Below are 23458 nucleotides of genomic sequence, written 5' to 3' on the forward strand. Positions count from 1 at the left end.
AGAAGAAGTCGAGAAACTGATGAGCGGTGATGCTTCGGGTAGAGTGTCGAGATAAAATGCGATTACTTAAAACCTGTCTAAATTTTCCGATAAAAGATTATCTAAACAGGTTTCTATTTTTATAATATAGAGAAGTCCTTTACCAAATCACTTCTCAATTATTATTTCGTTTTATACAAAAATAATATGGCAAGATTTTCAAAAATAGAGGTACTCAACGCTATGACCTCTACAGGTATGGTACCTGTGTTCTACAATAAAGACGTTGAGATTGCAAAAAGTGTAGTAAAAGCATGTTATGAAGGTGGAGTAAGAGCTTTCGAATTTACCAATCGCGGAGACTTCGCCCAAGATGTTTTTGCGGAATTAGTAAAATTTGCGGCAAAAGAATGTCCTGAAATGATCTTAGGAATCGGCTCTATCGTCGATCCGGGAACAGCATCTCTCTATATACAGTTGGGAGCAAACTTTGTTGTCGGTCCTTTATTTAATCCTGAAATAGCAAAAGTTTGTAACCGCCGCCTTATCCCTTATACTCCGGGATGCGGATCGGTATCTGAAATCGGATTTGCACAGGAAGTCGGCTGCGACCTCTGTAAAGTATTCCCCGCCGGAAACGTCGGAGGCCCGTCATTCGTAAAAAATGTAAAAGCTCCGATGCCTTGGTCTATGCTTATGGTTACCGGAGCTGTAGAACCTACCGAAGAAAATCTTTCGGCATGGGTCAAAGCCGGAGTTACATGTGTAGGTATGGGATCGAACCTCTTCCCTGCAGACATCATAAAAGCTAAAGACTGGGCTGCCATTACAAATAAATGCAAAGAGGCACTGGCAATCATTAAGAAATACAGATAAACACATATAAAAATACTTTTCCGGTTCTTTTATCGGGAAAGTATTTTTTTCATTTGAAAAACACAAAAACAGAACAAATAATGAGTAGATTACAAGAAAATGCCGCGAAAATGACAAATTACAGATGGGCGATCTGCGCCATGTTATTTTTCGCAACAACAGTCAATTATCTCGACAGACAAGTATTATCATTAACGTGGGATGAGTTCATAAAACCCGAATTCCATTGGGATGAATCACACTACGGAACTATCACATCCGTATTTTCAATCGTATATGCGATATGTATGTTATTCGCAGGTCGATTTATCGATTGGATGGGAACAAAAAAAGGATACTTATGGTCTATCGGTGTATGGTCGGCCGGAGCATGTCTCCATGCAGTATGCGGTATCATAACAGAATCATACGTAGGATTGCATAGTGCCGCCGAGCTAATGAGCGCAACCGGAGATGTCGCGGTCATTATTGCAACGATAAGTATGTACTGCTTCCTTGCCGCCAGATGTGTACTGGCATTAGGTGAAGCCGGGAACTTCCCTGCAGCGATTAAAGTAACAGCAGAATATTTCCCTAAAAAAGACCGTGCTTATGCAACATCTATTTTTAATGCAGGTGCTTCGATCGGAGCATTGATTGCACCGCTAAGCATTCCCGTATTGGCGAAAATCTGGGGATGGGAAATGTCTTTTATCATCATCGGTGCTCTCGGTTTTATCTGGATGGGATTCTGGGTATTTATGTACAGTGCTCCTTCTAAAAACAGATTTGTAAACAAAGCAGAATTAGAATATATCGAACAAGATAAAGATCAAGATGTAACTCCTGTCGAAGAACTTAAAGAAGCCCGCAAAATGAGCTTTTTGGAATGTTTTTCTTATAAACAGACATGGGCTTTTGCTTTCGGAAAATTCATGACAGACGGAGTTTGGTGGTTTTTCCTTTTCTGGACACCATCTTATTTAAATACTCAATTCGGAATTAAAACATCCGAAGGATTAGGGATGGCTTTGATTTTTACTCTTTATGCCATCACGATGTTATCTATTTACGGCGGTAAATTACCGACCATATTTATCAATAAAACCGGGATGAATCCTTATGCTGCCCGTATGAAAGCTATGCTCATTTTTGCATTTTTCCCGTTACTCGTATTATTAGCCCAACCTTTAGGCACAATTTCTCCTTGGTTTCCTGTAATTATGATCGGAATCGGAGGTGCAGCGCATCAGTCATGGTCTGCCAATATCTTCTCCACCGTAGGCGATATGTTCCCTAAAAGTGCAATTGCTACTATTACCGGTATCGGTGGTATGGCTGGAGGTGTAGGATCTATGATCTTACAGAAATGTGCGGGAAACCTCTTTGTATATGCAGACGAAGTACAAATGGAATTCATGGGATTTATAGGCAAACCGGCAGGGTATTTCATTATTTTCTGTATCTGTGCCGTAGCATATTTGATCGGGTGGATCGTTATGAAAACTCTTGTACCGAAATACAAACCGATCGAATTATAAAAATATACAAGGTTTTTACTCGATAAAAAATCCCGGTATCTTCCGGGATTTTTTATTTATAATATTCCTCTATGTATTTATTTGATATTTATTACCATATACTTACAAACAAATATCCTCAAACAGATGTTTTAATTGCACAGAAGAATAAAAACTAAAAAATATCAGGAATATGGTAAAAATAGATTTAAGTAAATACGGAATTACGAATGTAGAAGAAATCATTTACAATCCCTCATACGATGAACTTTTCAAAGCAGAAACCGATCCGTTACTCTCTGGCTATGAAAAAGGCATAGTAACTAACACCGGTGCTGTCGCAGTAAAAACAGGAAAGTTTACAGGAAGATCACCTAAAGACAAATATACGGTTAAAGACAAAACGACAGAAGATACCATGTGGTGGGACGGAAAAATCAATAAGCCGATCTCTACCGAAATATGGAATGAGCTAAAACAACTCGTCATCAAAGAACTATCGGACAAGAAAAAACTATATGTCGTAGACGCATATTGCGGTGCGAATAAAGATACTCGGTTAAAAGTCCGTTTCATTATGGAAGTTGCATGGCAAGCACATTTTGTCAAAAACATGTTTATCCGCCCGACCGAAGAAGAATTAAAGGCATTCGGAGAACCGGATTTTGTCGTACTCAATGGTTCTAAAGTTACCAATCCCAAATGGAAAGAACAGGGATTAAACTCCGAAGCCTTCGTTGTTTTCAATCTGACGGAACGCATGCAGATCATCGGTGGAACATGGTATGGCGGTGAAATGAAAAAAGGAATGTTTAGCATGATGAACTATTACCTGCCGTTAAAAGGAATAGCCTCTATGCATTGCTCTGCAAACGTTGGATTAAACGGTGATGTCGCTCTCTTTTTCGGATTATCCGGTACTGGAAAAACAACCTTGTCAACCGATCCGAAACGTCTATTGATAGGAGATGACGAGCACGGATGGGACGATAACGGAGTGTTCAATTTTGAAGGAGGTTGCTATGCCAAAGTAATCAACCTGAGTCAAGAAAACGAACCGGAAATCTGGAACGCAATACGAAGAGATGCTTTATTGGAAAATGTTACCGTACATGCTGACGGAAGTATCGATTACGCGGATAAGTCGATTACGGAAAATACTCGTGTCAGTTACCCCATTTACCATATAGACAATATCGTAGAGCCATCGAAAGCCGGGCATGCTTCCAAAATTATTTATTTATCGGCAGATGCATACGGTGTATTGCCTCCGGTATCGATACTTGATGAGAAACAGGCACAATATCATTTTATCAGCGGATATACATCAAAACTTGCCGGGACAGAACGAGGTATTACCGAACCAGAGCCCTCTTTTTCTCCTGCATTCGGAGAAGCGTTCCTAACCGTGCATCCAATGATGTACGCTGCTGTATTAGCCAGAAAAATGAAAGATCATCATTGCAAGGCATATCTTGTAAACACCGGTTGGAATGGAACGGGAAAACGAATTTCGATCAAGGAAACCCGTGCTATTATCGATGCTATACTTTCGGGTGATATTGAAAAAGCCCCGACCAAGCATATTCCTATTCTCAATTTGACCATACCGACCGAACTACCGGGTGTAAACTCCGGAATCCTCGATCCGAGAGATACTTACTCTAATGTCGAAGAATGGAGCAAAAAAGCACAATCTTTAGCAAATAAATATGCCGACAACTTTGTGCAATACGCCACAACACCTGAAGCCGAAGCTTTGATAGAGTTCGGTCCTCAACGTGAAAAGAAATAAGAAATTATTTTTTCATATTCCCTGTCAAACGTCTTCTAATCCGGAATCCCGCAAGCAATGTCTAAGTGAGAGAGTTTTCCTCACGGTATCAGGGGTTTCTCATTGGCTGAATCTGACAGGGAATTTTATTGAAAAGTCTGTCCTCTACATTTTCAAGCAATCATTTTTTACAATAAACTCGCCATCGATAAATATATTAAAAAACTAATCTCAATCGTTTTTCCTAAATAATTTATCCATTTTGTCGGCAAAGAATGTGAAATAAAAAAATACTCAATATAGAATACTACTGATCCATTAACAAAATTTAGACAGGCTCTCAATATCACGAACAAAATTTTAAACAAATTACAAGAAACTCATATACAGATAAAAAACTCTTTTATCAAAGAAAAAGTAACAACATCTGAAAATAAAATTTGTCTGAAATAATTTTGAGATTTAAGAATTAGTACTACCTTTGCACAGCATTACAAAAGCAACTCATGCTGTTTAAGGAAGGATGGGTGAGTGGCTGAAACCAACAGTTTGCTAAACTGTCGTACTCGTAAGGGTACCGGGGGTTCGAATCCCCCTCCTTCCGCAATACAAAAGCCTGTAAATTTGAATTTACAGGCTTTTGTATTAAAACAAGATTCGATATTTCTCAACTAAACAAAAAATCAATATTTTTGTAAATAAACTGTCGAAACGATATTGAAAGGTAATACCCAAAACCGGATAGATAAATTCTTAAAAGATATAGGCATTTATGCGATAGGCAATTTAGGATCAAAGCTAATCACATTTATGCTTGTACCGTTATATACTCACTATATTACAAATACAGATGAATTCGGATATTATGATATTTGCCTTACCGTAATCTTTCTTTTTATCCCGTTTGTGACATTGCAATTAAGAGACGGCGCTTTCCGATTCCTTCTTGATTGCAATACAAAACGAGACAAAGCTCAAATAGTATCCTTCGTATATCGCACGCTAATCACATCCATATCGATCTCCACAATAATAGCTTTAATCATTTCATTTTTCCTAAAAGTCGAATATTTATGGTATTCTTTACTATTACTGTGTGTAATGTCTCTTTATGAGGTAATTACTCAAGTAACGCGAGGTTTAGGATACACGAAAGTTTTTGTTACTACCGGTATTATTTCATCCTTTTGCATAGGAATTTTCAGTATCCTATTTGTCGTACTACTCAATATGGGAATCACAGGAATATTTCTTGCCAATATTTTTGCACGTGTGGTAGCCCTTATTTATATAGAACTAAGAATAAAAATTATAGCAAACTACTTTCATTTTAACATAAAAAAATGTGCGCTGAAACATGATATACTGAGATATTCTCTTCCGTTATTACCCGGAGTGATATGCTGGTGACTTACCGGAAGCAGCGACCGTTTTTTTATCGAACACAATAAAATTCTTACTTTTGACCCAAATATTCTCACATACGACAAAATTCAAAATCCCAACCTATGGACTCTTATATCTCTAATCAATTGATTTCCGGAATCAACTTCAATGAAACCCCTCTCTATAACGAATATGAACAATGCATTTTTAAGAATTGCATATTTCATAATTGTGACCTATCCCATAAAATTTTCAGAGAATGCAAATTCGAAAACTGCGACCTCAGCTTAACCAAGATGAACAATACGACTTTAAGCGAAATAGTTTTTCTCGGATGTAAGATTCTGGGAGTTCAATTCAATGAGTGCCGTCGTTTTCTCCTCTCGTTCAGATTCGATAACTGTCTATTGCGACTATCTGTTTTTTATAATCTCAAGTTAAAAGAAGCTTGTTTCAATAAATGCGATTTGCAAGAAGTCGATTTCACCGAAACAGACTTAACCAACGCATCTTTTCAGGAATGCAACTTATACAGAGCAATATTCGATCACACAAATTTGGAAAAAGCCGACTTCCGCACTTCAAATTACTATTCCATCAATCCCGAAACAAACCGATTAAAAGGAGCTCGTTTTTCCCTCAACGGACTTCCCGGGTTATTAGACCGATACGGAATTATAATCGAGTAACCCCGTACCAAATAAGTGTCTTTGTTTAGATTTTATAGATATGTTCTTTTTTCAATCCCACACCGATTATAATAAAATGCTTTTTTGAGTCTCCCCTAGTTATAATCAATTCTCGACTCCTCCGTTTCAATCATCTTTATTTATCTCTGCATAAAATTTTGAACAAACTCTAAAAAAAATCCGGGATTTTATCAAAAGATAAAATCCCGGATTTTTCTTTTATGCAATATCATACTACTCCTTACGCAAGGAATCCCAGCAAAATACCGGCTGCAACAGCAGAACCTATAACACCCGCAACATTGGGTCCCATAGCATGCATCAACAAATAATTAGTCGGATCATATTCCAACCCTACTACCTGAGATATACGTGCCGAATCGGGCACAGCCGATACTCCGGAATTTCCGATCAATGGATTGATCTTATTTCCCTTTTTCAAGAACAGATTAAAAAACTTAACAAATAAAATTCCGGCTGCCGTAGCAATTACAAACGACAGAGCACCTAAAGCGAATATTTTCACCGAGTCCATCGTCAAGAATTGCGACGCCTGAGTCGAAGCACCTACCGTAACACCCAGCAAAATCGTAATGACATCGATCAGCGGTCCACGTGCTGTTTCGGCAAGACGGCGAGTTACTCCACTCTCTTTCAATAAATTTCCGAAGAATAGCATTCCCAATAAAGGAAGACCCGAAGGCACTAAGAAACAAGTCAACAACAAACCTGCGATCGGGAAAATTATCTTCTCCGTCTGAGATACAACACGAGGAGGTTTCATCCGGATAAGTCTTTCCTTCTTAGTCGTCAGCAAACGCATAATAGGAGGCTGTATCACCGGAACTAATGCCATATATGAATAGGCTGAAATGGCGATAGCACCCATAAGATTAGGAGCAAGTTTCGAAGACAAGAAAATCGCGGTAGGTCCGTCAGCACCGCCGATAATACCGATTGCCCCTGCCTGATTGGGCTCAAACCCCATCATCAATGCAATCGCATAAGCACCGAAAATACCGAATTGAGCAGCAGCTCCTATAAGCATTAGTTTCGGATTCGATATTAAGGCCGAAAAGTCGGTCATCGCACCAATCCCCAAGAAAATCAAAGGAGGATACCATCCCTGCACGACTCCTTGATAAAGAATATTCAATACCGAACCTTCCTCATAAATCCCTACCTGCAATCCAGCATCTTTAAAAGGTATATTTCCGATCAAGATACCAAAACCGATAGGAATAAGCAACATCGGCTCAAACTCTTTCGCAATAGCCAGATAGATAAAAAGGACACCGCAAAGAATCATTATCAGGTTTCCCATTTCAAAATTGGCAAACCCGGTATAAGTGAAAAACTCCTGTATGTTTTCACTCAAGAATGTTAAAAATTCCCCACCCATACGCTTATCCTATAATCAGAATATCCGCACCTTCGAGTACAGAATCTCCTTTGTTTACTTTTATTTCGGTCACTTTTCCATCCCGGTCGGCATTAATGACATTCTCCATTTTCATAGCTTCAAGAATAGCCACTTTCTGACCGCGTTTTACCGTATCTCCGACCTTAACCGATATTTCGAGAATAACACCGGGCAGCGGAGTGCGGACAGCACCTGCCGTTGTAGAAGCTGCCGGTCGGCTCACCACCGGCTCTCCGGTAGGAGTCACAGGAGCGGCTTGCGGACGAGTCAACGGTTTTATCTGTTTTTTTGCAGGTTTATCCAATTGCACTTTATAAGGAGTTCCATTTACCTCCACTTCGGCAACAGACTCATCTACACTATTAATACTTACCTTATAAAGATTACCGTTTATTTTATATTTAAAATCTTTCATGTGTATAAAATTTCTGAGTTATTTTTTTGTAGGTAATTCACGCAAACCATAAATCTTAGAGTTCCACGGAGAATAACGACGCGTAACATGTTTCATCGTCAGTATAGTTTCTTCATAATCATGTTCCGCCTCCATATACTCATATAAAGCCAACGATATTACAGCCAAAACCTCTCCCGGAATATCCGCTTCCTCTTTAGCACTCTTCAAATCTCCACCTTTAGCTTTCATCGCCCGCTTGGCGCTCATCCAAACAGCCGTACGACCAATTTGTTTAAACACCAAATACAAAAGTATCAAAGCGAGAAATACGACAGACATCGCCGTCAATGACATAGCAACGCCATCCGGATCTTTTTCTGCAAACTTATCTACTTTCGGATTGCTGTTTTCTACATAGTTTGCCGCATCAGGTGTAGGATGCGGAAGTATTTTCAGTTCCCTACTCCCATCTACCGGAGCACCATAACTCTCATCAGGTCCTAAAGGAGGAACGATGACCTCATCGATCAAATTCTTACCACTTGCATCGAACAGACCGATATAATTTTCTTTATTCGGTTCTAATACAAAATTCGTATGAAATGCTCCATGATGAGTCAGATTATCCGCCCACAAAAGAACGCGCTGGCGAGGTCCTATCTTTGTCTTAAGATCTCCTTTAGAGATCATATATTTCTTAGGGTTATTCTTATCATTGGTAATATAACAACCCGCCATCTGTACCGTTCCGGCAGAAGAATTATAAATCTCAATCCAAGCTCCCCGATTGCCAAAAGGATCGACATAATTACTCACATTATTCGTCAACACCTCATTGATCCGCAGAGCCGAAGTAGATTGCGCCGTTACAGTGCATACAGAAACTAAAGCCAGCAGCAACACCCCTATACTACGTTTTATCATACTTTTCAAATTTTTAAGGGTTACTACAATGGCAAATTATCGTGTTTCTTTGCCGGATTAGTCAACTTTTTCGTCTGCAATTGCTGCAAAGCACGAATAATACGGAAACGGGTATTGCGCGGCTCGATCACATCATCGATATAACCATAACGGGCTGCATTATAAGGGTTAGCAAAAGCTTTTTTATATTCAGCCTCTTTTTCAGCAGCCGTAGCAGCAGGATTCTCCGAAGCCGCCACCTCTTTTGCAAATATCACTTCTACTGCTCCGGACGGACCCATAACGGCAATCTCAGCAGTAGGCCATGCATAATTGACATCTCCCCGCAAATGTTTAGAACTCATCACACAGTAAGCTCCTCCGTAAGATTTACGCAATGTAACGGTCACTTTAGGTACGGTAGCCTCACCATACGCATATAATAACTTAGCACCATGTAAAATTACTCCGCCATACTCCTGTCCTGTCCCCGGCAAAAATCCCGGAACATCTACCAGGGTTACCAAAGGTATATTGAAAGCATCGCAGAAACGTACAAAACGAGCAGCTTTCCGAGAAGCATTTATATCAAGTACTCCGGCCATCTTATTGGGCTGATTAGCAATAATACCTACCGACTGGCCGTTAAAACGGGCAAAACCTACAATAATGTTTTGTGCATAATCTTTATGCACTTCAAGAAATTCGCCATTATCGATAATCGCTCCGATTACTTCATACATATCATAAGCACGATTCGGCTCATCCGGTATAATATCATTTAACGAATCTTCAAGACGGTCTATCGGATCTTCACAATCTACCAACGGCGGCTCTTCCATATTATTCTGAGGCAAGAAACTCATCAAATGCCGGATCAACTTCAATCCGTCTTCTTCCGTATCTACCGCAAAATGTGCCACTCCCGATTTTGTAGCATGCACGCTTGCCCCGCCTAACTGCTCTTGAGTCACATCTTCACCCGTAACAGTCTTTACGACTTTCGGTCCGGTAAGAAACATGTAACTAGTACCACGGGTCATAATATTAAAATCGGTAAGAGCGGGAGAATATACCGATCCCCCGGCACATGGTCCGAATATACCTGAGATTTGAGGAATGACCCCAGATGCCAAAATATTCCGCTGAAATATTTCGGCATATCCGGCCAAAGCATTAACCCCTTCTTGAATACGAGCACCACCGGAATCATTAATCCCGATTACCGGCGCACCCATCTTCATGGCCTGATCCATAATCTTACATATCTTCATAGCAAAAGTTTCGGAAAGAGAACCTCCGAACACGGTAAAGTCCTGTGCAAAAACATACACCAGACGTCCGGCAATCGTTCCTGTTCCGGTCACTACGCCGTCGCCCAAATAACTCTCTTTGTCGATTCCGAAATTTACGCTTCTATGCCGCACAAACATATCTATTTCTTCAAAAGAGCCCTCGTCCAGTAGCATAGAAATACGTTCGCGAGCCGTATATTTACCTTTCTTATGTTGAGATTCGATACGTCTCTCTCCCCCTCCTAAACGAGCCTGTTCCCGCAAAGCGATCAGCTCTTTCACTTTTTCAAGTTGATTACTCATGGTAATGGATTTATCGTTTATTTTTTATTTGGATCTTCACACAATTCGGTCAATACGCTGCAAGTCGATTTCGGATGCAAAAACGCTATATTCAACCCTTCTGCTCCTTTACGAGGAGCTTTATCGATAAGTCTCACACCCTTGCTTTCCACTTCGGCTAAAGCATCGGCTACACCATCTACGGCAAATGCGATATGATGAATGCCCTCTCCCCGTTTCTCGATAAACTTCGCAATCGTACTATCTTCACTGGTAGGCTCTAACAATTCTATCTTAGTCTGACCGACTTTAAAAAAAGCAGTTTTTACTTTCTGATCAGCAACCTCTTCTACCGAATAGCATTTTAAACCTAAAACTCCTTCATAATAGGGAAGAGCTTCTTCAATACTTTTCACAGCAATCCCCAGATGTTCGATATGTGTCAAATTCATAATATAAAAATTTAATTAGTCAATTTAATCAATATAAATAAGAATAAAGAAACCGGGCTTTCAGACCGAAATCCCGGACCATTCCCGACAAATATAAAAGAATAAACCCATATAAAGAAATATTTCCATAAATAAATATGGTTACAAATCTATACAAAACCGACTTTCTCTTATTTTCAACACGTCCAAGGCTTCTTTCCGATTCCACCGACTTCAAAAAGCGTTTATCCGTTAATCTCAATCTCGTGATTTAAAGCATTTCTATATCATTTCCGTCCGACATATCGTAAATGATTTTCACAACAAATACCAAATTAAAAAACAGGCTGTTCCGGTGTAAACTATTTCTTTCCGAATTTGTTAGAAATCTATCCGGTCAACCCTGATGAAAGAAAGAATATAGAATTTATTTTTTACTTAAATTCTGCCAATTCGACAGAAAAATATGACAAATATTTGGTAAAATAGCCGTACAAACTGACAAAAAAATGGAAACATAAACTCATTTTTTCTGGCACATGATTTGATACACTACTTGTGCTACCGTTTAAAAGGTACGGATAAATAAATACTCCGATCAGACAAACGGTACAAATTAAATCAAGAATATAAACAATTAAAAAAATAATTACGATGGGAAAAATTATTGGAATAGACTTAGGAACAACCAACTCTTGTGTTTCCGTTATGGAAGGTTCAGAACCGGTTGTTATTGCGAACAGCGAAGGTCGTAGAACGACTCCTTCTATCGTCGCATTCGTAGACGGAGGAGAACGTAAAGTCGGTGATCCGGCAAAACGTCAGGCGATCACCAACCCTACACGTACGATTTTCTCCATTAAACGTTTCATGGGAGAAACTTATGATCAAGTAGCATCCGAAATAGCTCGTGTTCCTTATAAGGTTGTCAAGAGCGAAAACAATACTCCGAGAATCGATATCGACGGACGTCTTTATTCTCCTCAGGAAATTTCGGCTATGATTCTTCAGAAAATGAAAAAAACAGCCGAAGACTATTTAGGCCAGGAAGTGAACGAAGCTGTTATTACCGTTCCGGCATATTTTAACGATGCTCAACGTCAAGCGACTAAAGAAGCCGGAGAAATCGCCGGATTGAACGTAAGACGTATTGTAAACGAACCGACTGCCGCAGCTTTGGCATACGGGCTCGATAAAGCTAATAAAGACATGAAGATCGCCGTATTCGACTTAGGTGGAGGTACATTCGATATTTCTATCCTCGAATTAGGAGACGGCGTATTCGAAGTAAAATCCACAAACGGTGATACTCACCTTGGGGGTGATGACTTCGACCATGTTATCATCGACTGGCTTGCCGATGAGTTCCAGAAAGAAGAAGGCGTAGATTTACGCAAAGATCCTATGGCTTTACAACGTCTGAAAGAGGCTGCTGAAAAAGCGAAAATCGAACTTTCGAGCACGACTTCTACTGAGATAAACTTGCCGTATATCATGCCGGTGAACGGAGTACCCAAACACTTGGTGAAAACTCTAACCCGTGCTAAATTCGAACAACTGGCAGACAAATTGATTCAGGCGACTATCGAACCTTGTCGTCAAGCTTTGAAAGATGCAGGATTAAGTGCTTCGGACATAAATGAAGTAATCCTTGTCGGTGGTTCTACTCGTATCCCGGCAGTACAGGCTATCGTTGAAAAATTCTTCGGCAAAGCTCCTTCAAAAGGTGTAAATCCCGATGAAGTCGTTGCTGTCGGTGCTGCTATTCAAGGTGCTGTATTGACAGGAGATGTCAAAGATGTATTGTTGTTGGATGTTACCCCGCTTTCTTTAGGTATCGAGACTCTCGGTGGCGTCATGACAAAATTGATTGATGCGAATACGACTATTCCGACACGTAAATCGGAAGTATTCTCTACCGCCGTAGATAATCAGCCTTCTGTAGAAATACACGTATTGCAAGGTGAACGTCCTATGGCAAAAGATAACAAAACAATCGGACGTTTCCATCTCGATGGAATCCCCGCTGCTATGCGTGGTGTTCCCCAAATCGAAGTAACATTCGATATCGATGCCAACGGTATATTGAACGTATCTGCAAAAGATAAAGGAACTGGTAAAGAACAAAGCATCCGTATCGAAGCTTCAAGCGGTTTGACAGAAGAAGAAATCAAACGGATGAAAGAAGAGGCTGCTGCAAATGCCGATGCCGATGCTAAAGAAAAAGAACGTATCGACAAATTGAACCATGCAGATTCTCTGATTTTCCAAACTGAAAAACAGTTGAGTGAAATGGGTGATAAAATACCGGCTGACAAAAAGTCTGCTATCGAAAGTGCTCTTTCTAAATTGAAAGAAGCTCACAAATCTCAAGACATGGTCGGCATAGATTCGGCAACAACCGAATTAAACACTGCCCTTCAATCGGCAGCCCAAGATTTGTATAATGCTCAACAAGGAGGAGCACAGCAACAGGCTGGCGCTCAACAGCAGCAACAATCAGCTCCGAACAATGACAATAACGGTGATCATGTAACCGATGTTGACTTTGAGGAAGTCAAATGATTCCGATAAGGAAACAGATAATAAACAATAAGCAAAAGCGTGCAGCTCAATGAGTTGCACGCTTTTTGCGTTTATGGGGTTCATGGTTGCTATGCCTTTGATACTAATACAGATCCTTATTACTTCTGATGGCTTCATCGACAAACAGTAATATTTCTCCCTCAAAAGTCGTATTTCAAATATAAACAAGATAACAGAATTATAGATATTTCCTATCGATGTTCAAGAAATTTATTAAAGCTATTTTGAAGGATGTAGTAAACGGTGAGATTAGACTTATTGCGACACAATAAAATGCCCTTTTATTGAATTTTATATCTCCCAATTCTCTAAAAAAGATCCATTGTAAATTTCCACATTCAATTAACTGTTTAACAACTATTCCTGCAAATAGGATACGTCAATCAACCGACGACAAGTTTCTAAAAAGCTCTTAAAAAAATCACATTGCAAAATATAAAGCAAATCGGTAATAAAATTGTGTATCTGATCTTTTTACATTACATTTGTCGGAATTTTATAATTCACAGTTCCACAAAAACGAATATTTATTAAGTTAGAATTAATACCGTTTATGAAACAAAAGCTTCGTTACCGTGAACTTTTCCGCTTCATTGTCACCGGTACGATCATTACGGTCATACATTATAGTATTTATTTAGCACTAAGCAATTTTCTCTCTTTAAACATTGCTTATACTACCGGATTCATTATCAGTTTTGTCTGTAACTTCTTATTATCGAACTACTACACATTCAAAACCAAACCTTCGGTTAAAAACGCAATCCGATTTTGCGGAAGCCATGTCATTAACTATCTATTGCAAATATCTTGTTTCAATCTATTCATATTTCTCGGTGTGCCTAAAGCGTACGCTCCCATGCCTGTTTGGATCGTTATTCTTCCGATCAATTTTTTATTGGTACGTACAGCTCTGAAACCGTCCTTCAAATGGATAAAAAAGATTCATCCTCATAAAAACAGATAAACATCTCCAAAAGAATCTTTCAAACCTGACCCAAGTAAAATTTAGGCTCTAAGCAAAAGGATAGGGATATATCCTATTATAAAAAGACTTCCAAAAAGAAGAGACTCCTAAAAGTCGAGCAAAACAACTTTTTAGGAATCTCTTCAAAATCAATTTTAAGAATTGGTCTAAGAGGCTGGCTAAATTTTCCAATAAAAAAATATTATCAGGTCATTTTTGCGCTTTCTTCCGGTCTATTTTCCCGTTTTCCCTCGTCAAATAGCCCGCTATCATCCTCCTGAAAACAGAAAAATATCCTCGAAAGAAACTCTCAAATCTGACCCGAGCAAAATTTAGCCAGCCTCTAAGAGGCTGGCTAAATTTTATATATCCGGTTTTTTCCTCTCGAAATAATAATTAAGGAACTATTACTTTAACAGTATTAACACCGACTTTTACGACATATACACCCGCCGATAAAGAACTACATATCGTACTATTGCTCTTTATCAATTTACCGTTCAGGTCATAAAAAGAAACCGGGCTGTCATCCGATACTTCAACTTGTATAGTACCGGTCTGTACCATAACTTTAAAATTCATCGTGTCGGACTTCGCTTCAGAAATACCTCCGGTATTATGAACCGTATAATAATATGTATGTACATATTGGTCCATATATTCGAACCCGTCAAAAACATCTTCTTTTATAAATGCGATATCGTCATTTTCATTATAGGTAGTGGTTTCTTTCTTTTTCCCTTCCCAATTATTATCAAGTGTGCTCCACTGATAAGTAGTTTTTTCAATTTCCTGATCTTTATCATTAAAAACTTGTACTGATTTTGTAGTACCTTTTCTTGTACCGCTTGAATACGAATAATAAGCCGTCATATTATTACGACCTTTATCATCATATCCATATTCTGTTTCAGAATCGTCCTTCAAATTATCGTCTTCTTCAACAATCCATCTATGAAAATAGATTTTTCGTCCGGCATCATCGTAAGCATACTCCATTTTTACATCAGCTTTCCACTCTCCATTTTCCCACTCATAATCCATACGTTCAGTAGTCACTCCGGCATCATCTAAAATATAATCCTCTTTAGACGAACCTTCCCATGCTTTCGAATCATTATTATAACTCCAATATGTTTTACAATCAAGACTGTCTTGTACACTAAATTCTCGCTCTAATTTACTGGAAGGTATCCACTCTCCATTTTCATAATTTTCATATAACTCAAGAGAAGCATCTTTCAGTCTTTCATTACTATACTCAAAAGTCTTCCGGCAACTCTTTTCCGTCCATTCCCCTGAAGCATTTTTATCAAAACCTTCTTCCAATAACACTCGTCCTTGATCGTCGTAGGTATAAACATACATCAATTTATCCGCATAAGGTTGTGGAGCACCATCTTTATAGCCTCCACTTGCCATCAACTTTGTATGAATACTCCCATTATCATAATAGGTATAGGTATATCCACTATTCGCATACCATTCTCCTTCGGTATCGGCATTCGGTTGAAAATAGCTCCAACTTTTTTCCTTATAAAGTTTCCCATCTGCAGAATATTCATTCTCTTCCCGAGAAGAACCTTTCCATCCGGGATACTTTGAAGTGCGCGGGTATGTCCATTTTTCACGAAAGATCATATTCCCCTGCGTATCATAGCGATAGAAGGTACTATCCTGTTTCAGACTGCTTCCCGTATTATCCCATTTGATATACTTCACAACCTGTTGTTTCTCGTCATAAGTATATTTTTCCGATTTCCACAAATCGTCATACGCATCTCTGGTCATAATGCTGTCCAGAGTCACCACCTGCCCGTCGGCATACAAACTATACGCACAGAGGGCAAACAAAACAATTAGTAAATTCTTTTTCATACACTGCCAATTTTTATGGTCGGACAAAAAAAAATTTTCTGCCCGACCGGATTAATTTTATATTTTTTTACATTCTATATTTATAAAGAATTTTTACAGGTTTATCGACAATTCCTTCGTAACTCTTCACCAAATTTTGGGTTGCAAAATCGTAAATATACAGGCTTCCTTTTTTCCCTGATCTGGCAGGGTTATAAGTACCTACATAGAGATAGTTCTCATCATAGCTGCGTCCCAAAGTCGTTATTTCTTCTCCTGCAGGAGGAGTAATAGCAGGCTTCGAATTTATCGTCGGAATGCGGGATGCATAATCCCAACGATAAACCTTGTTGTCATAATTATAGTACATCTGCGCCGATCTCCGTGTGGTAATCATTACCGAATTTTCATCCATAGCCATAGGTTCTGTTTCAGCATAATCCAACCGTTTGGCATATTGAGTAAAAGTACTAGACATCTTGTGCAATACGATATTGTTATCGGACTTGCGACGAGTAATTACCCATAATTCTCTTGAACCTCTTCTTCTGAAAACCATGTTTACGATTTTGTAATCGGTCAATGACGATCCGTTTGCAACCGATGTACTATCGATCTTAGCATAGCTTGGAGCATAAATTACCGATTCTTTATAGAAGAAATGATAATGATCGTCATCAAATGTACCATAATAGGCTTTTTCGACTCCTAAATTTCTCGAATCCGTACGAAGTGCAACATCATTTGTCAACAGGTCATACCGGTAAATAGCTCCGTCCGTTCCGTTCATCATCGTATATCGACCGCTGGCAGACGAAGAAAATCCGGCAAAATTGAGGCATTTTACACCGGGATAAAGTTCCTCGACCTTTAAAACTTTCTTCAATTCAAAATTCCGAGGATCCATACTGATAATCGAGCCTTTGTCATCGGCCGAAGAAACGACCAGATCGGGATAGTTACCTTCTGAATTCTTATTGGCGATATAAAGATCGACGCCTTTTGTTATTTCAATACCCGGATTTATCATCCCGACAATATCTTCATATATTTCCTGCGCTCCTTCTTCTTCCTCTTCCGGAGTTCGGGTTTTAATGAATGTCAGCAAACTATGATCCTGATCATCGGTATTCAAGATCAAGATTCCTTCGTCCAACCCCGAATTGACATTTAAAGTATAGAACTTGAAGACAATAGACTCGCCGTTATCTATCTTCAACCGCATAATATAATTACCGACACGAGTAAACGTATATCTTATGTTAGGATCTGTCGAGATTACTTTCAGATCACCTTTTATAGGATATACAGCCGAAGAAGACGGGTCAGGAGTGCCATAAGCCCATTCATATTTTACCGTTTGGTCATTTGCACTGGATACCTGAGCATCAAAAACCAATTCGATCCCCAAATCGGCATTAATCACATCGGTAGGATTACCGATTGTCAATTCTGCCAACGGAGTCAGTTCTTGCTCTTCCACACCGTAACATCCTGTCAACAACAGCAGTATCAAAAAACATATATTAATTTTCCGCATAAGAAAAATATTTTACAATTAAATAATATCATCTATACAACGCAACCGGATCACGCCAAAACTCGCCTTGATTGCCGGATTCGGCAAAAGGGCAATCATTCGGAATGGGGTTCGCCTTGTAATGCTCATACAACGGGATCAGAACATACTTAGCCCAGACAGCAGGATTGTCTTTTTGATAAAACCCGGCTGTAATTCCCTCTTTATCCAGATATTTGCCATACTTACTTACAGCTTCTTCATAAAATTCAGGTTGCGTTTCTTCCATATCCCAATAATATTCAAGCATCAGCCTAAATTTCTCCGGGAAAAACTTACCGACATACATTTGCCACCCTTCAATGAGTCCCGTACCTGTACCTCCGTTGTTCCACCATGTCGGAAGAGGCACATCTCCATCGGATATAAAGAACCGATAATAATCTCCGTATAACGGTATAAAATTTTCATTCGTACCGATTTCCATCAACACACTTCGATAGGTATTTTGCATCTCCGGAATACGATGCAATGTAAATACGATTTTTCCCATGATAGAATCTGCGGGTATAATCAAATTTCCCATATCGAAATCTTTTCCCAATTCGGCTGTTTCGACAGGATAGCTGACACCTCCCGCCTTTATCGTAGTCATTGTATCTTGTTTTAATGTCACTACAAATTCCCGGTCATAATTGCAAGGCATCCCCATCAGTTTTACCGGGACTTCATAGGTTATCTCATCCTCAGCTTCAAAAACAAACGAACACACCGGAGCATCGGCCGATGCTGTTTTTACAAAGTACACAGTACCCGGCTGAGAAACATCATACATAAGACCCGTATTCTGACAAGAGCTGAACAGCAAAAGCAACGACAGCAAAAAGCTCCCAACTATTCCTGTTTCATATTTTTTTATTCTGTCCATATCTTTACTCAATATTATAATGAATTTACTCATAATTATCACGCAAATCCTCATCATTCGGGATCAACATTTTATAGTTTTTATCTAAACGACCGTCCAGAATATTCGACTCGCTGATCTGAATATCTTTCTTCAAACGCTTCATATTGAACCACTGCTGTCCTTCTCCATAAAATTCTTTCCGCCGTTCAATATAAATATCGTCTGCTGTAATTCCACCCTCGACACGATCGGCAAATTTGACCATGCCTCGCGATTCGATTACTTTATCAAAATAAGCCGTCGCTTGCTGAGGATCTTTTTCAAGCAACGCCTCTGCCATGATATAATACATCTCCGGAACTCGAATCAAACTTACTCCAAGATATGAATCTCCTGAATATTGTGAATCGGTAGAACCGCTATCAAACATTGAATTGATCATTTTCACACAAGCCGGGCTTACCTCAAGTGTAGAACCGAACCATGCAGACAAACGTAAATCAGAACCTTCCGGTGTAGGTCCTTGTGTATCACTATACCAATTTTCATAATCAGGATTTAACGTTAACATATCCGTACTACCTGTTTTTCCGAATATCGAATAACAATTTGAAGCATAAGTAGGTGCATAAAGTCCGAAAATCGTCTCTTTCATATTCAACACTCCTCTCTCGAATTGAACAAAATCAGAAGATGTCATCAACGGAAATTTTTGACTGTCAATTACTTTCTTGGCATAAATAGCTGCACTATCCATATCCTGTTTCATCCAATATACCCTCGCCAACAATGCCTGAACGGCATAAAGATTCATGTGAATAATCCGACAATCGGTAAAAGAACTGCCGACATTAGTCCGTTCTGCCTGAACTAAATGGTTGTCTTCTTCCAGACAAACTTCAGCATCTTTCAAGTCCTTTATCACTTTATTATATACCTCACCTACCGTATAAAATGGAGTGATATCATAGGAGTAACGCGTGACATAAGGTATAGCTTTATTCCAAGCTTCCCTGTCATTAGCATTATAATCCACGGCAAAGAGTCTCAGCAAGTCAAAATGCAGCATTGCCCGCAGTCCCAAAGCTTCTCCCTTATACAAATTATAATATCTGAACTTTGTCGGACTGATTGCCTCCAAATTCTGTATTATATTATTTACATAACCGATAGCTTGATAAGATTTTTTCCATGTGGCATTACATAAAGAACGCCCAGATGCATTTTCAAAATCGGCATGAGCAAGGTAATCTAAGCCACCACCGCCTTTCGCGGAAAAATTCAAAGACATGGCCTCCGGATAAAGCACGGATATATATTTCCCATAAATTTCATTAGACCGATAAGTCGTATATACTCCATAAAGAGCATCTTCAACACCTTCATCCGTTTCAAAAAGATCTTTATCAAGCACTTCCGCCTTCGGATTAACATCCAAGAAATTTGCACAACTCGCCAACAACAACGGCAATACCGTCATACAAAGCAGGAGTTTGATATATTTTATTGTTTTCATATTCTTTGATAAAATAAATTGACAACACGTTTATCAGAAAGTCGGTCGGAATATAAGATTCAGACTTCGTTGGTAAGGATATGAAGTACCTCTTTCCATTTTTACCGACGAAATTCTGAATACATCGTCGTAAGCAATTCCGACAACTAATCTCTCCAATTTGATTTTTTTCAGAAACGACTTAGGCAACTCATACGTAAAAGTTATGTTCGACAGATAAAATTCATTTTTCTTTTCTACAAACCTTTCAGAACGATAGGTTTCTTTCTTCTCACCCAATCCGAGGAAACGCGTATGGTCTCCCGGTTGTTTCCATCGATCGGTAAAAGCTCGGACGTCAACGTTAAAATAAGGATCAATATTCTCAACAGCATCGGCAATCGTCGAATTGTAAATATCTCCGCCAAACGTATAGCTCGAAGTAAGATTCAATCCGAATCCTTTGTATGCCAATGTCATTCCCCAACTTCCTTTTAATATAGGATTTTCATTTCCCACTGCGACTTTATCATCTTCATTATACTTCAAAGTATAATGTCCGTCTTTGGTAATAAAAATTTCCTGCCCTGTAGCCGGATCGATACCGGCAGAACGCACTGCATATATATCGTACTGAGAACCGCCCTCTTTGTAAAGAAGTTTAGGTTTAGTCCCGGTATCTCCTCCTTGATTGGTTTTTTCCAAGGCATCGCTGATCTTCGTTATTTTATCGAAATTATGAGACCCGTTAATATATGAGCTCAGATACCAATCTTTCGTTTGCAGGATTCTTCCCGACAAATTAAAACTAAGTCCTTTATTCAGCAGCTCTCCCATATTGACTTTTACACTGGATACCCCGACAGAAGGAGGTAAATCGATAGGGACTAACATATCAAAGGTCTTATCTAAATAGAAACTGAAATTAAACGAGAGACGATCTTGAAACATACGAGTATTTATCGCAAATGTATTCTTCAAGGTTTTTTGCCATTTCAATAAGGGATTTCCCATATTTATCGGGGTAGCACCGACTCCTGTATAATAATCATTATCCTGATCATATTGATATCGGGTTACCGCCTGTTTTGCACTAAACCCGGCATTTCCCGTAGATCCCATATTCCAACGGAGGCTCAAATCATTCAACCAACTCTTTCTAAAAAATTTCTCTTCATGGATATTCCAGCGAGCGCCGACCGACCAGAACGGTCCGAAACGCTTATTTGCACCGTTCGAAGAATTTCCCGAGTAAGAAAGGTTTCCGTCTATAATATATCGTTTTAAAACAACAATCGTCGTATTCCCATAAAACCCTACACTCGTACTGATATTCTCGTCTCCGCTCGGCTTTCCATTCTTGGTATATCCCATAGCAAACTTGATATCATTCAAATTATCCTTCATAAATCCGATCCCTTGCGCAGAAAAGTCGCTGGAGTATTTATAAGATATACTTGAACAACCTGCATTAACAGAAAATCCGACATCCTTAAACTGCTTTCTATAACTGGCTGTAAATTTTCCGTCCCATGCCGAATTATTTGTTCCGGAGATCGTATAAGAACCTTTCTCAGCCTGATTTACCGTTGACAGATATTGAGAGTCATCCGGAGAAACATATACATCGGACTGGCTGTAATCTGAAGAATAATTGATTTGCCCGGTAACATAGAATTGGGGTACGATATCCCAACGTATCATTACCGAGTTTTTCATATTCCGGTTCTGATTTTTACTAAAACTCGATAAAGTCGCATTATACAAAGGATTTTCGATCTTTTTTTCTGACCCGGAAGGATCGAAAGGATCGAAATAATATTCTTTGATATATTCCCCGTATTCATCATAAATCGGTTCATACGGATTCATTTTACTATATGTGGAATAATCTCCATAAGGAGAACTCTTACTTCCGCCCAATCCATAACTTCCGGTAAAAGAGATAGTCAACTTATCAGTCAACCGATAACCGAAATTTATATTGAATCCATAATTACGACGATAGTCTCCTTTCATAATACCATAAGTATCTCTAAAGCTAAGCCCCGCCGAATAAGATAAGTTTTGCCCCATACCGGTAAGTGTCAGAGAGTGGGAATGGCTGAAGGCGAACCGCAACGGAGCTTTATACCACTCTGTATTGATTCCTCTCCGAATATTTTCCAATTTATATGCGTATGCCTGATCCAAAGAACCGTCATCGGTATCATAAAGGCCGGCAAGACGTTCAAGTTCCAATTTCTGCTCGGCATTGGTCAAGTTCATCGAAGAAAGATCGGCATAGGCAAATGTCGGAGTAAAACTATAACGTAAACGCACTTTACTATCCTTTGCCCTGACACGTTCTACCAAAATTACACCGTTGGCAGCCCGTTCACCGTAAAGTACCGTAGCCGAAGCATCTTCCAATATCGTAACAGATTCTATTTCATTGATTTCCATATCATAAAGCTCTTCCATAGAAATCTCTACTCCATCCAATATTACCAACGGATTATTAATTCCCTGCTCTCCACTAATAGCCAAAGAGTTAGCACCACGAATTATCAGTTCAGGAACTACATTCGGATTTGATCCCGCTGCATTATTCTCTACAATCTTCATATTAGGGGTCAGTGCCGTAATCGCTTTCAAAACGTTCGTACTGGAAACCTTCAACAAATCATCACGCTGCAATGTCGTAGCCGTCCCCGTAAAGGTTTTCTTATCTTGCGCAAAAAAACCATTTACCACAACCTCGCTTAAAGCGACATTATCTTCTTGTAAGTGAACAATCAATTTTCGTTCAGGCTTTACAACCTTGATAGAGTGCGGCAACATACCTACAAACGAAAAATCGAGAAAGATATCTTTATCCGATTTAGGAATCTGTATGATAAACCGCCCGTCAACATCCGTAGCTACCGCCTGTGTTGTTCCTCTTACTTTCACGACAACCCCCGGTAACGGTTCTTCTTTACTGTCAAGTACCGTACCGATAACCGTAACACGCTGGGTTTTAGGTTGCTCTTTTTTATCTGAAGTTTGTTTATTTTCATTTTTAGGAGGGGTTTGAGCATTTATTAAGCCGGTTACCATTACTAAAACAGATAACAGCAAAACTCTCTTTAACCACCGTCTCAGAACAAAAGTGTAATATAACATATAATTTCTGAGTTTTTATAATCTTTCTCCGTTCGGAGAAAAC

The 23458-nt window shown here is 39.2% G+C and carries 17 protein-coding genes and 1 tRNA gene; 8 read left to right on the forward strand and 10 right to left on the reverse strand.

What is annotated here, in order from left to right; genetic code table 11:
- Positions 1 to 186: 186 nt before the first annotated feature.
- The 6 genes from Q0093_RS11055 to Q0093_RS11080 all read left to right on the forward strand — a co-directional run bounded on the left by Q0093_RS11055 (position 187) and on the right by Q0093_RS11080 (position 6203).
- Complete coding sequence (locus Q0093_RS11055) at positions 187 to 855, forward strand: bifunctional 4-hydroxy-2-oxoglutarate aldolase/2-dehydro-3-deoxy-phosphogluconate aldolase (protein ID WP_297930399.1); 669 nt, start codon at positions 187 to 189, stop codon at positions 853 to 855.
- An 80-nt stretch (positions 856 to 935) separates the two neighbouring features.
- Positions 936 to 2375 carry an MFS transporter gene (locus Q0093_RS11060; RefSeq protein WP_294178439.1) on the forward strand — a complete coding sequence of 480 codons (1440 nt, stop codon included), beginning with the start codon at positions 936 to 938 and terminating at the stop codon, positions 2373 to 2375.
- Positions 2376 to 2547: 172 nt separating this feature from the next.
- The gene (gene pckA, locus Q0093_RS11065) at positions 2548 to 4149 is read left to right on the forward strand and encodes a phosphoenolpyruvate carboxykinase (ATP) (RefSeq protein WP_297930402.1); all 1602 of its coding nucleotides are present in this window, start codon (positions 2548 to 2550) and stop codon (positions 4147 to 4149) included.
- A gap of 496 nt (positions 4150 to 4645) precedes the next feature.
- Positions 4646 to 4732: transfer RNA gene (locus tag Q0093_RS11070), tRNA-Ser, on the forward strand.
- Positions 4733 to 4938: 206 nt separating this feature from the next.
- Entirely contained in the window at positions 4939 to 5538 is a 600-nt protein-coding gene (locus Q0093_RS11075; RefSeq protein WP_367175062.1) for a hypothetical protein, read from the forward strand.
- 98 nt (positions 5539 to 5636) lie between these two features.
- Positions 5637 to 6203 (forward strand): pentapeptide repeat-containing protein, encoded by a 567-nt coding sequence (locus Q0093_RS11080; protein ID WP_294178430.1) that lies wholly within the window; start codon positions 5637 to 5639, stop codon positions 6201 to 6203.
- A 241-nt stretch (positions 6204 to 6444) separates the two neighbouring features.
- On the opposite strand, the gene Q0093_RS11085 is transcribed toward Q0093_RS11080, so the two are convergent.
- The 5 genes from Q0093_RS11085 to mce are packed head-to-tail and all read right to left on the reverse strand — an operon-like array spanning position 6445 to position 10955.
- On the reverse strand, positions 6445 to 7605 hold the full coding sequence (locus tag Q0093_RS11085; protein ID WP_294178428.1) for a sodium ion-translocating decarboxylase subunit beta: 1161 nt from the start codon (positions 7603 to 7605) through the stop codon (positions 6445 to 6447).
- A gap of 4 nt (positions 7606 to 7609) precedes the next feature.
- Positions 7610 to 8041 (reverse strand): biotin/lipoyl-containing protein, encoded by a 432-nt coding sequence (locus tag Q0093_RS11090; RefSeq protein WP_294178427.1) that lies wholly within the window; start codon positions 8039 to 8041, stop codon positions 7610 to 7612.
- A gap of 18 nt (positions 8042 to 8059) precedes the next feature.
- Positions 8060 to 8947 carry an OadG family transporter subunit gene (locus tag Q0093_RS11095; protein WP_294178425.1) on the reverse strand — a complete coding sequence of 296 codons (888 nt, stop codon included), beginning with the start codon at positions 8945 to 8947 and terminating at the stop codon, positions 8060 to 8062.
- 23 nt (positions 8948 to 8970) lie between these two features.
- A complete protein-coding gene (locus Q0093_RS11100) occupies positions 8971 to 10524 on the reverse strand; it encodes an acyl-CoA carboxylase subunit beta (protein ID WP_009317640.1) in 1554 nt (517 codons plus the stop codon).
- Positions 10525 to 10541: 17 nt separating this feature from the next.
- Positions 10542 to 10955: a methylmalonyl-CoA epimerase gene (gene mce / locus Q0093_RS11105; protein WP_009317641.1), complete on the reverse strand. Its 414-nt coding sequence runs from the start codon at positions 10953 to 10955 to the stop codon at positions 10542 to 10544.
- 633 nt (positions 10956 to 11588) lie between these two features.
- On the opposite strand from mce, the gene dnaK reads away from it, so the two are divergent.
- Both dnaK and Q0093_RS11115 read left to right on the forward strand, forming a co-directional pair.
- Positions 11589 to 13499: a molecular chaperone DnaK gene (gene dnaK, locus Q0093_RS11110; RefSeq protein ID WP_009317642.1), complete on the forward strand. Its 1911-nt coding sequence runs from the start codon at positions 11589 to 11591 to the stop codon at positions 13497 to 13499.
- 574 nt (positions 13500 to 14073) lie between these two features.
- Positions 14074 to 14487, forward strand: coding sequence for a GtrA family protein (locus Q0093_RS11115; protein WP_294178423.1), 414 nt, complete (start codon positions 14074 to 14076; stop codon positions 14485 to 14487).
- A gap of 396 nt (positions 14488 to 14883) precedes the next feature.
- On the opposite strand, the gene Q0093_RS11120 is transcribed toward Q0093_RS11115, so the two are convergent.
- The 5 genes from Q0093_RS11120 to Q0093_RS11140 all read right to left on the reverse strand — a co-directional run bounded on the left by Q0093_RS11120 (position 14884) and on the right by Q0093_RS11140 (position 23415).
- Positions 14884 to 16365: a T9SS type A sorting domain-containing protein gene (locus Q0093_RS11120; RefSeq protein ID WP_297930411.1), complete on the reverse strand. Its 1482-nt coding sequence runs from the start codon at positions 16363 to 16365 to the stop codon at positions 14884 to 14886.
- Positions 16366 to 16432: 67 nt separating this feature from the next.
- A complete protein-coding gene (locus tag Q0093_RS11125) occupies positions 16433 to 17884 on the reverse strand; it encodes a hypothetical protein (protein ID WP_297930413.1) in 1452 nt (483 codons plus the stop codon).
- A 28-nt stretch (positions 17885 to 17912) separates the two neighbouring features.
- Entirely contained in the window at positions 17913 to 18791 is an 879-nt protein-coding gene (locus tag Q0093_RS11130; RefSeq protein WP_297930416.1) for a hypothetical protein, read from the reverse strand.
- A 25-nt stretch (positions 18792 to 18816) separates the two neighbouring features.
- A complete protein-coding gene (locus Q0093_RS11135; protein WP_297930419.1) occupies positions 18817 to 20289 on the reverse strand; it encodes a RagB/SusD family nutrient uptake outer membrane protein in 1473 nt (490 codons plus the stop codon).
- Positions 20290 to 20322: 33 nt separating this feature from the next.
- The gene (locus Q0093_RS11140) at positions 20323 to 23415 is read right to left on the reverse strand and encodes a SusC/RagA family TonB-linked outer membrane protein (protein WP_297930422.1); all 3093 of its coding nucleotides are present in this window, start codon (positions 23413 to 23415) and stop codon (positions 20323 to 20325) included.
- Positions 23416 to 23458 lie beyond the last annotated feature (43 nt).

This window comes from uncultured Coprobacter sp., from assembly GCF_947855755.1.
Lineage (GTDB): Bacteria > Bacteroidota > Bacteroidia > Bacteroidales > Coprobacteraceae > Coprobacter.

What these genes read in the sequence shown, in the direction of transcription:
- pckA (WP_297930402.1), top strand. Translation starts at nt 2,548, where the DNA reads ATGGTAAAAATAGATTTAAGTAAATACGGAATTACGAATGTAGAAGAA.
- Q0093_RS11120 (WP_297930411.1), bottom strand. Translation starts at nt 16,365, where the DNA reads ATGAAAAAGAATTTACTAATTGTTTTGTTTGCCCTCTGTGCGTATAGT.
- Q0093_RS11125 (WP_297930413.1), bottom strand. Translation starts at nt 17,884, where the DNA reads ATGCGGAAAATTAATATATGTTTTTTGATACTGCTGTTGTTGACAGGA.
- dnaK (WP_009317642.1), top strand. Translation starts at nt 11,589, where the DNA reads ATGGGAAAAATTATTGGAATAGACTTAGGAACAACCAACTCTTGTGTT.
- Q0093_RS11115 (WP_294178423.1), top strand. Translation starts at nt 14,074, where the DNA reads ATGAAACAAAAGCTTCGTTACCGTGAACTTTTCCGCTTCATTGTCACC.
- mce (WP_009317641.1), bottom strand. Translation starts at nt 10,955, where the DNA reads ATGAATTTGACACATATCGAACATCTGGGGATTGCTGTGAAAAGTATT.
- Q0093_RS11080 (WP_294178430.1), top strand. Translation starts at nt 5,637, where the DNA reads ATGGACTCTTATATCTCTAATCAATTGATTTCCGGAATCAACTTCAAT.
- Q0093_RS11085 (WP_294178428.1), bottom strand. Translation starts at nt 7,605, where the DNA reads ATGGGTGGGGAATTTTTAACATTCTTGAGTGAAAACATACAGGAGTTT.
- Q0093_RS11140 (WP_297930422.1), bottom strand. Translation starts at nt 23,415, where the DNA reads ATGTTATATTACACTTTTGTTCTGAGACGGTGGTTAAAGAGAGTTTTG.
- Q0093_RS11095 (WP_294178425.1), bottom strand. Translation starts at nt 8,947, where the DNA reads ATGATAAAACGTAGTATAGGGGTGTTGCTGCTGGCTTTAGTTTCTGTA.
- Q0093_RS11055 (WP_297930399.1), top strand. Translation starts at nt 187, where the DNA reads ATGGCAAGATTTTCAAAAATAGAGGTACTCAACGCTATGACCTCTACA.
- Q0093_RS11135 (WP_297930419.1), bottom strand. Translation starts at nt 20,289, where the DNA reads ATGAAAACAATAAAATATATCAAACTCCTGCTTTGTATGACGGTATTG.
- Q0093_RS11090 (WP_294178427.1), bottom strand. Translation starts at nt 8,041, where the DNA reads ATGAAAGATTTTAAATATAAAATAAACGGTAATCTTTATAAGGTAAGT.
- Q0093_RS11075 (WP_367175062.1), top strand. Translation starts at nt 4,939, where the DNA reads ATGCTTGTACCGTTATATACTCACTATATTACAAATACAGATGAATTC.
- Q0093_RS11130 (WP_297930416.1), bottom strand. Translation starts at nt 18,791, where the DNA reads ATGGACAGAATAAAAAAATATGAAACAGGAATAGTTGGGAGCTTTTTG.
- Q0093_RS11060 (WP_294178439.1), top strand. Translation starts at nt 936, where the DNA reads ATGAGTAGATTACAAGAAAATGCCGCGAAAATGACAAATTACAGATGG.
- Q0093_RS11100 (WP_009317640.1), bottom strand. Translation starts at nt 10,524, where the DNA reads ATGAGTAATCAACTTGAAAAAGTGAAAGAGCTGATCGCTTTGCGGGAA.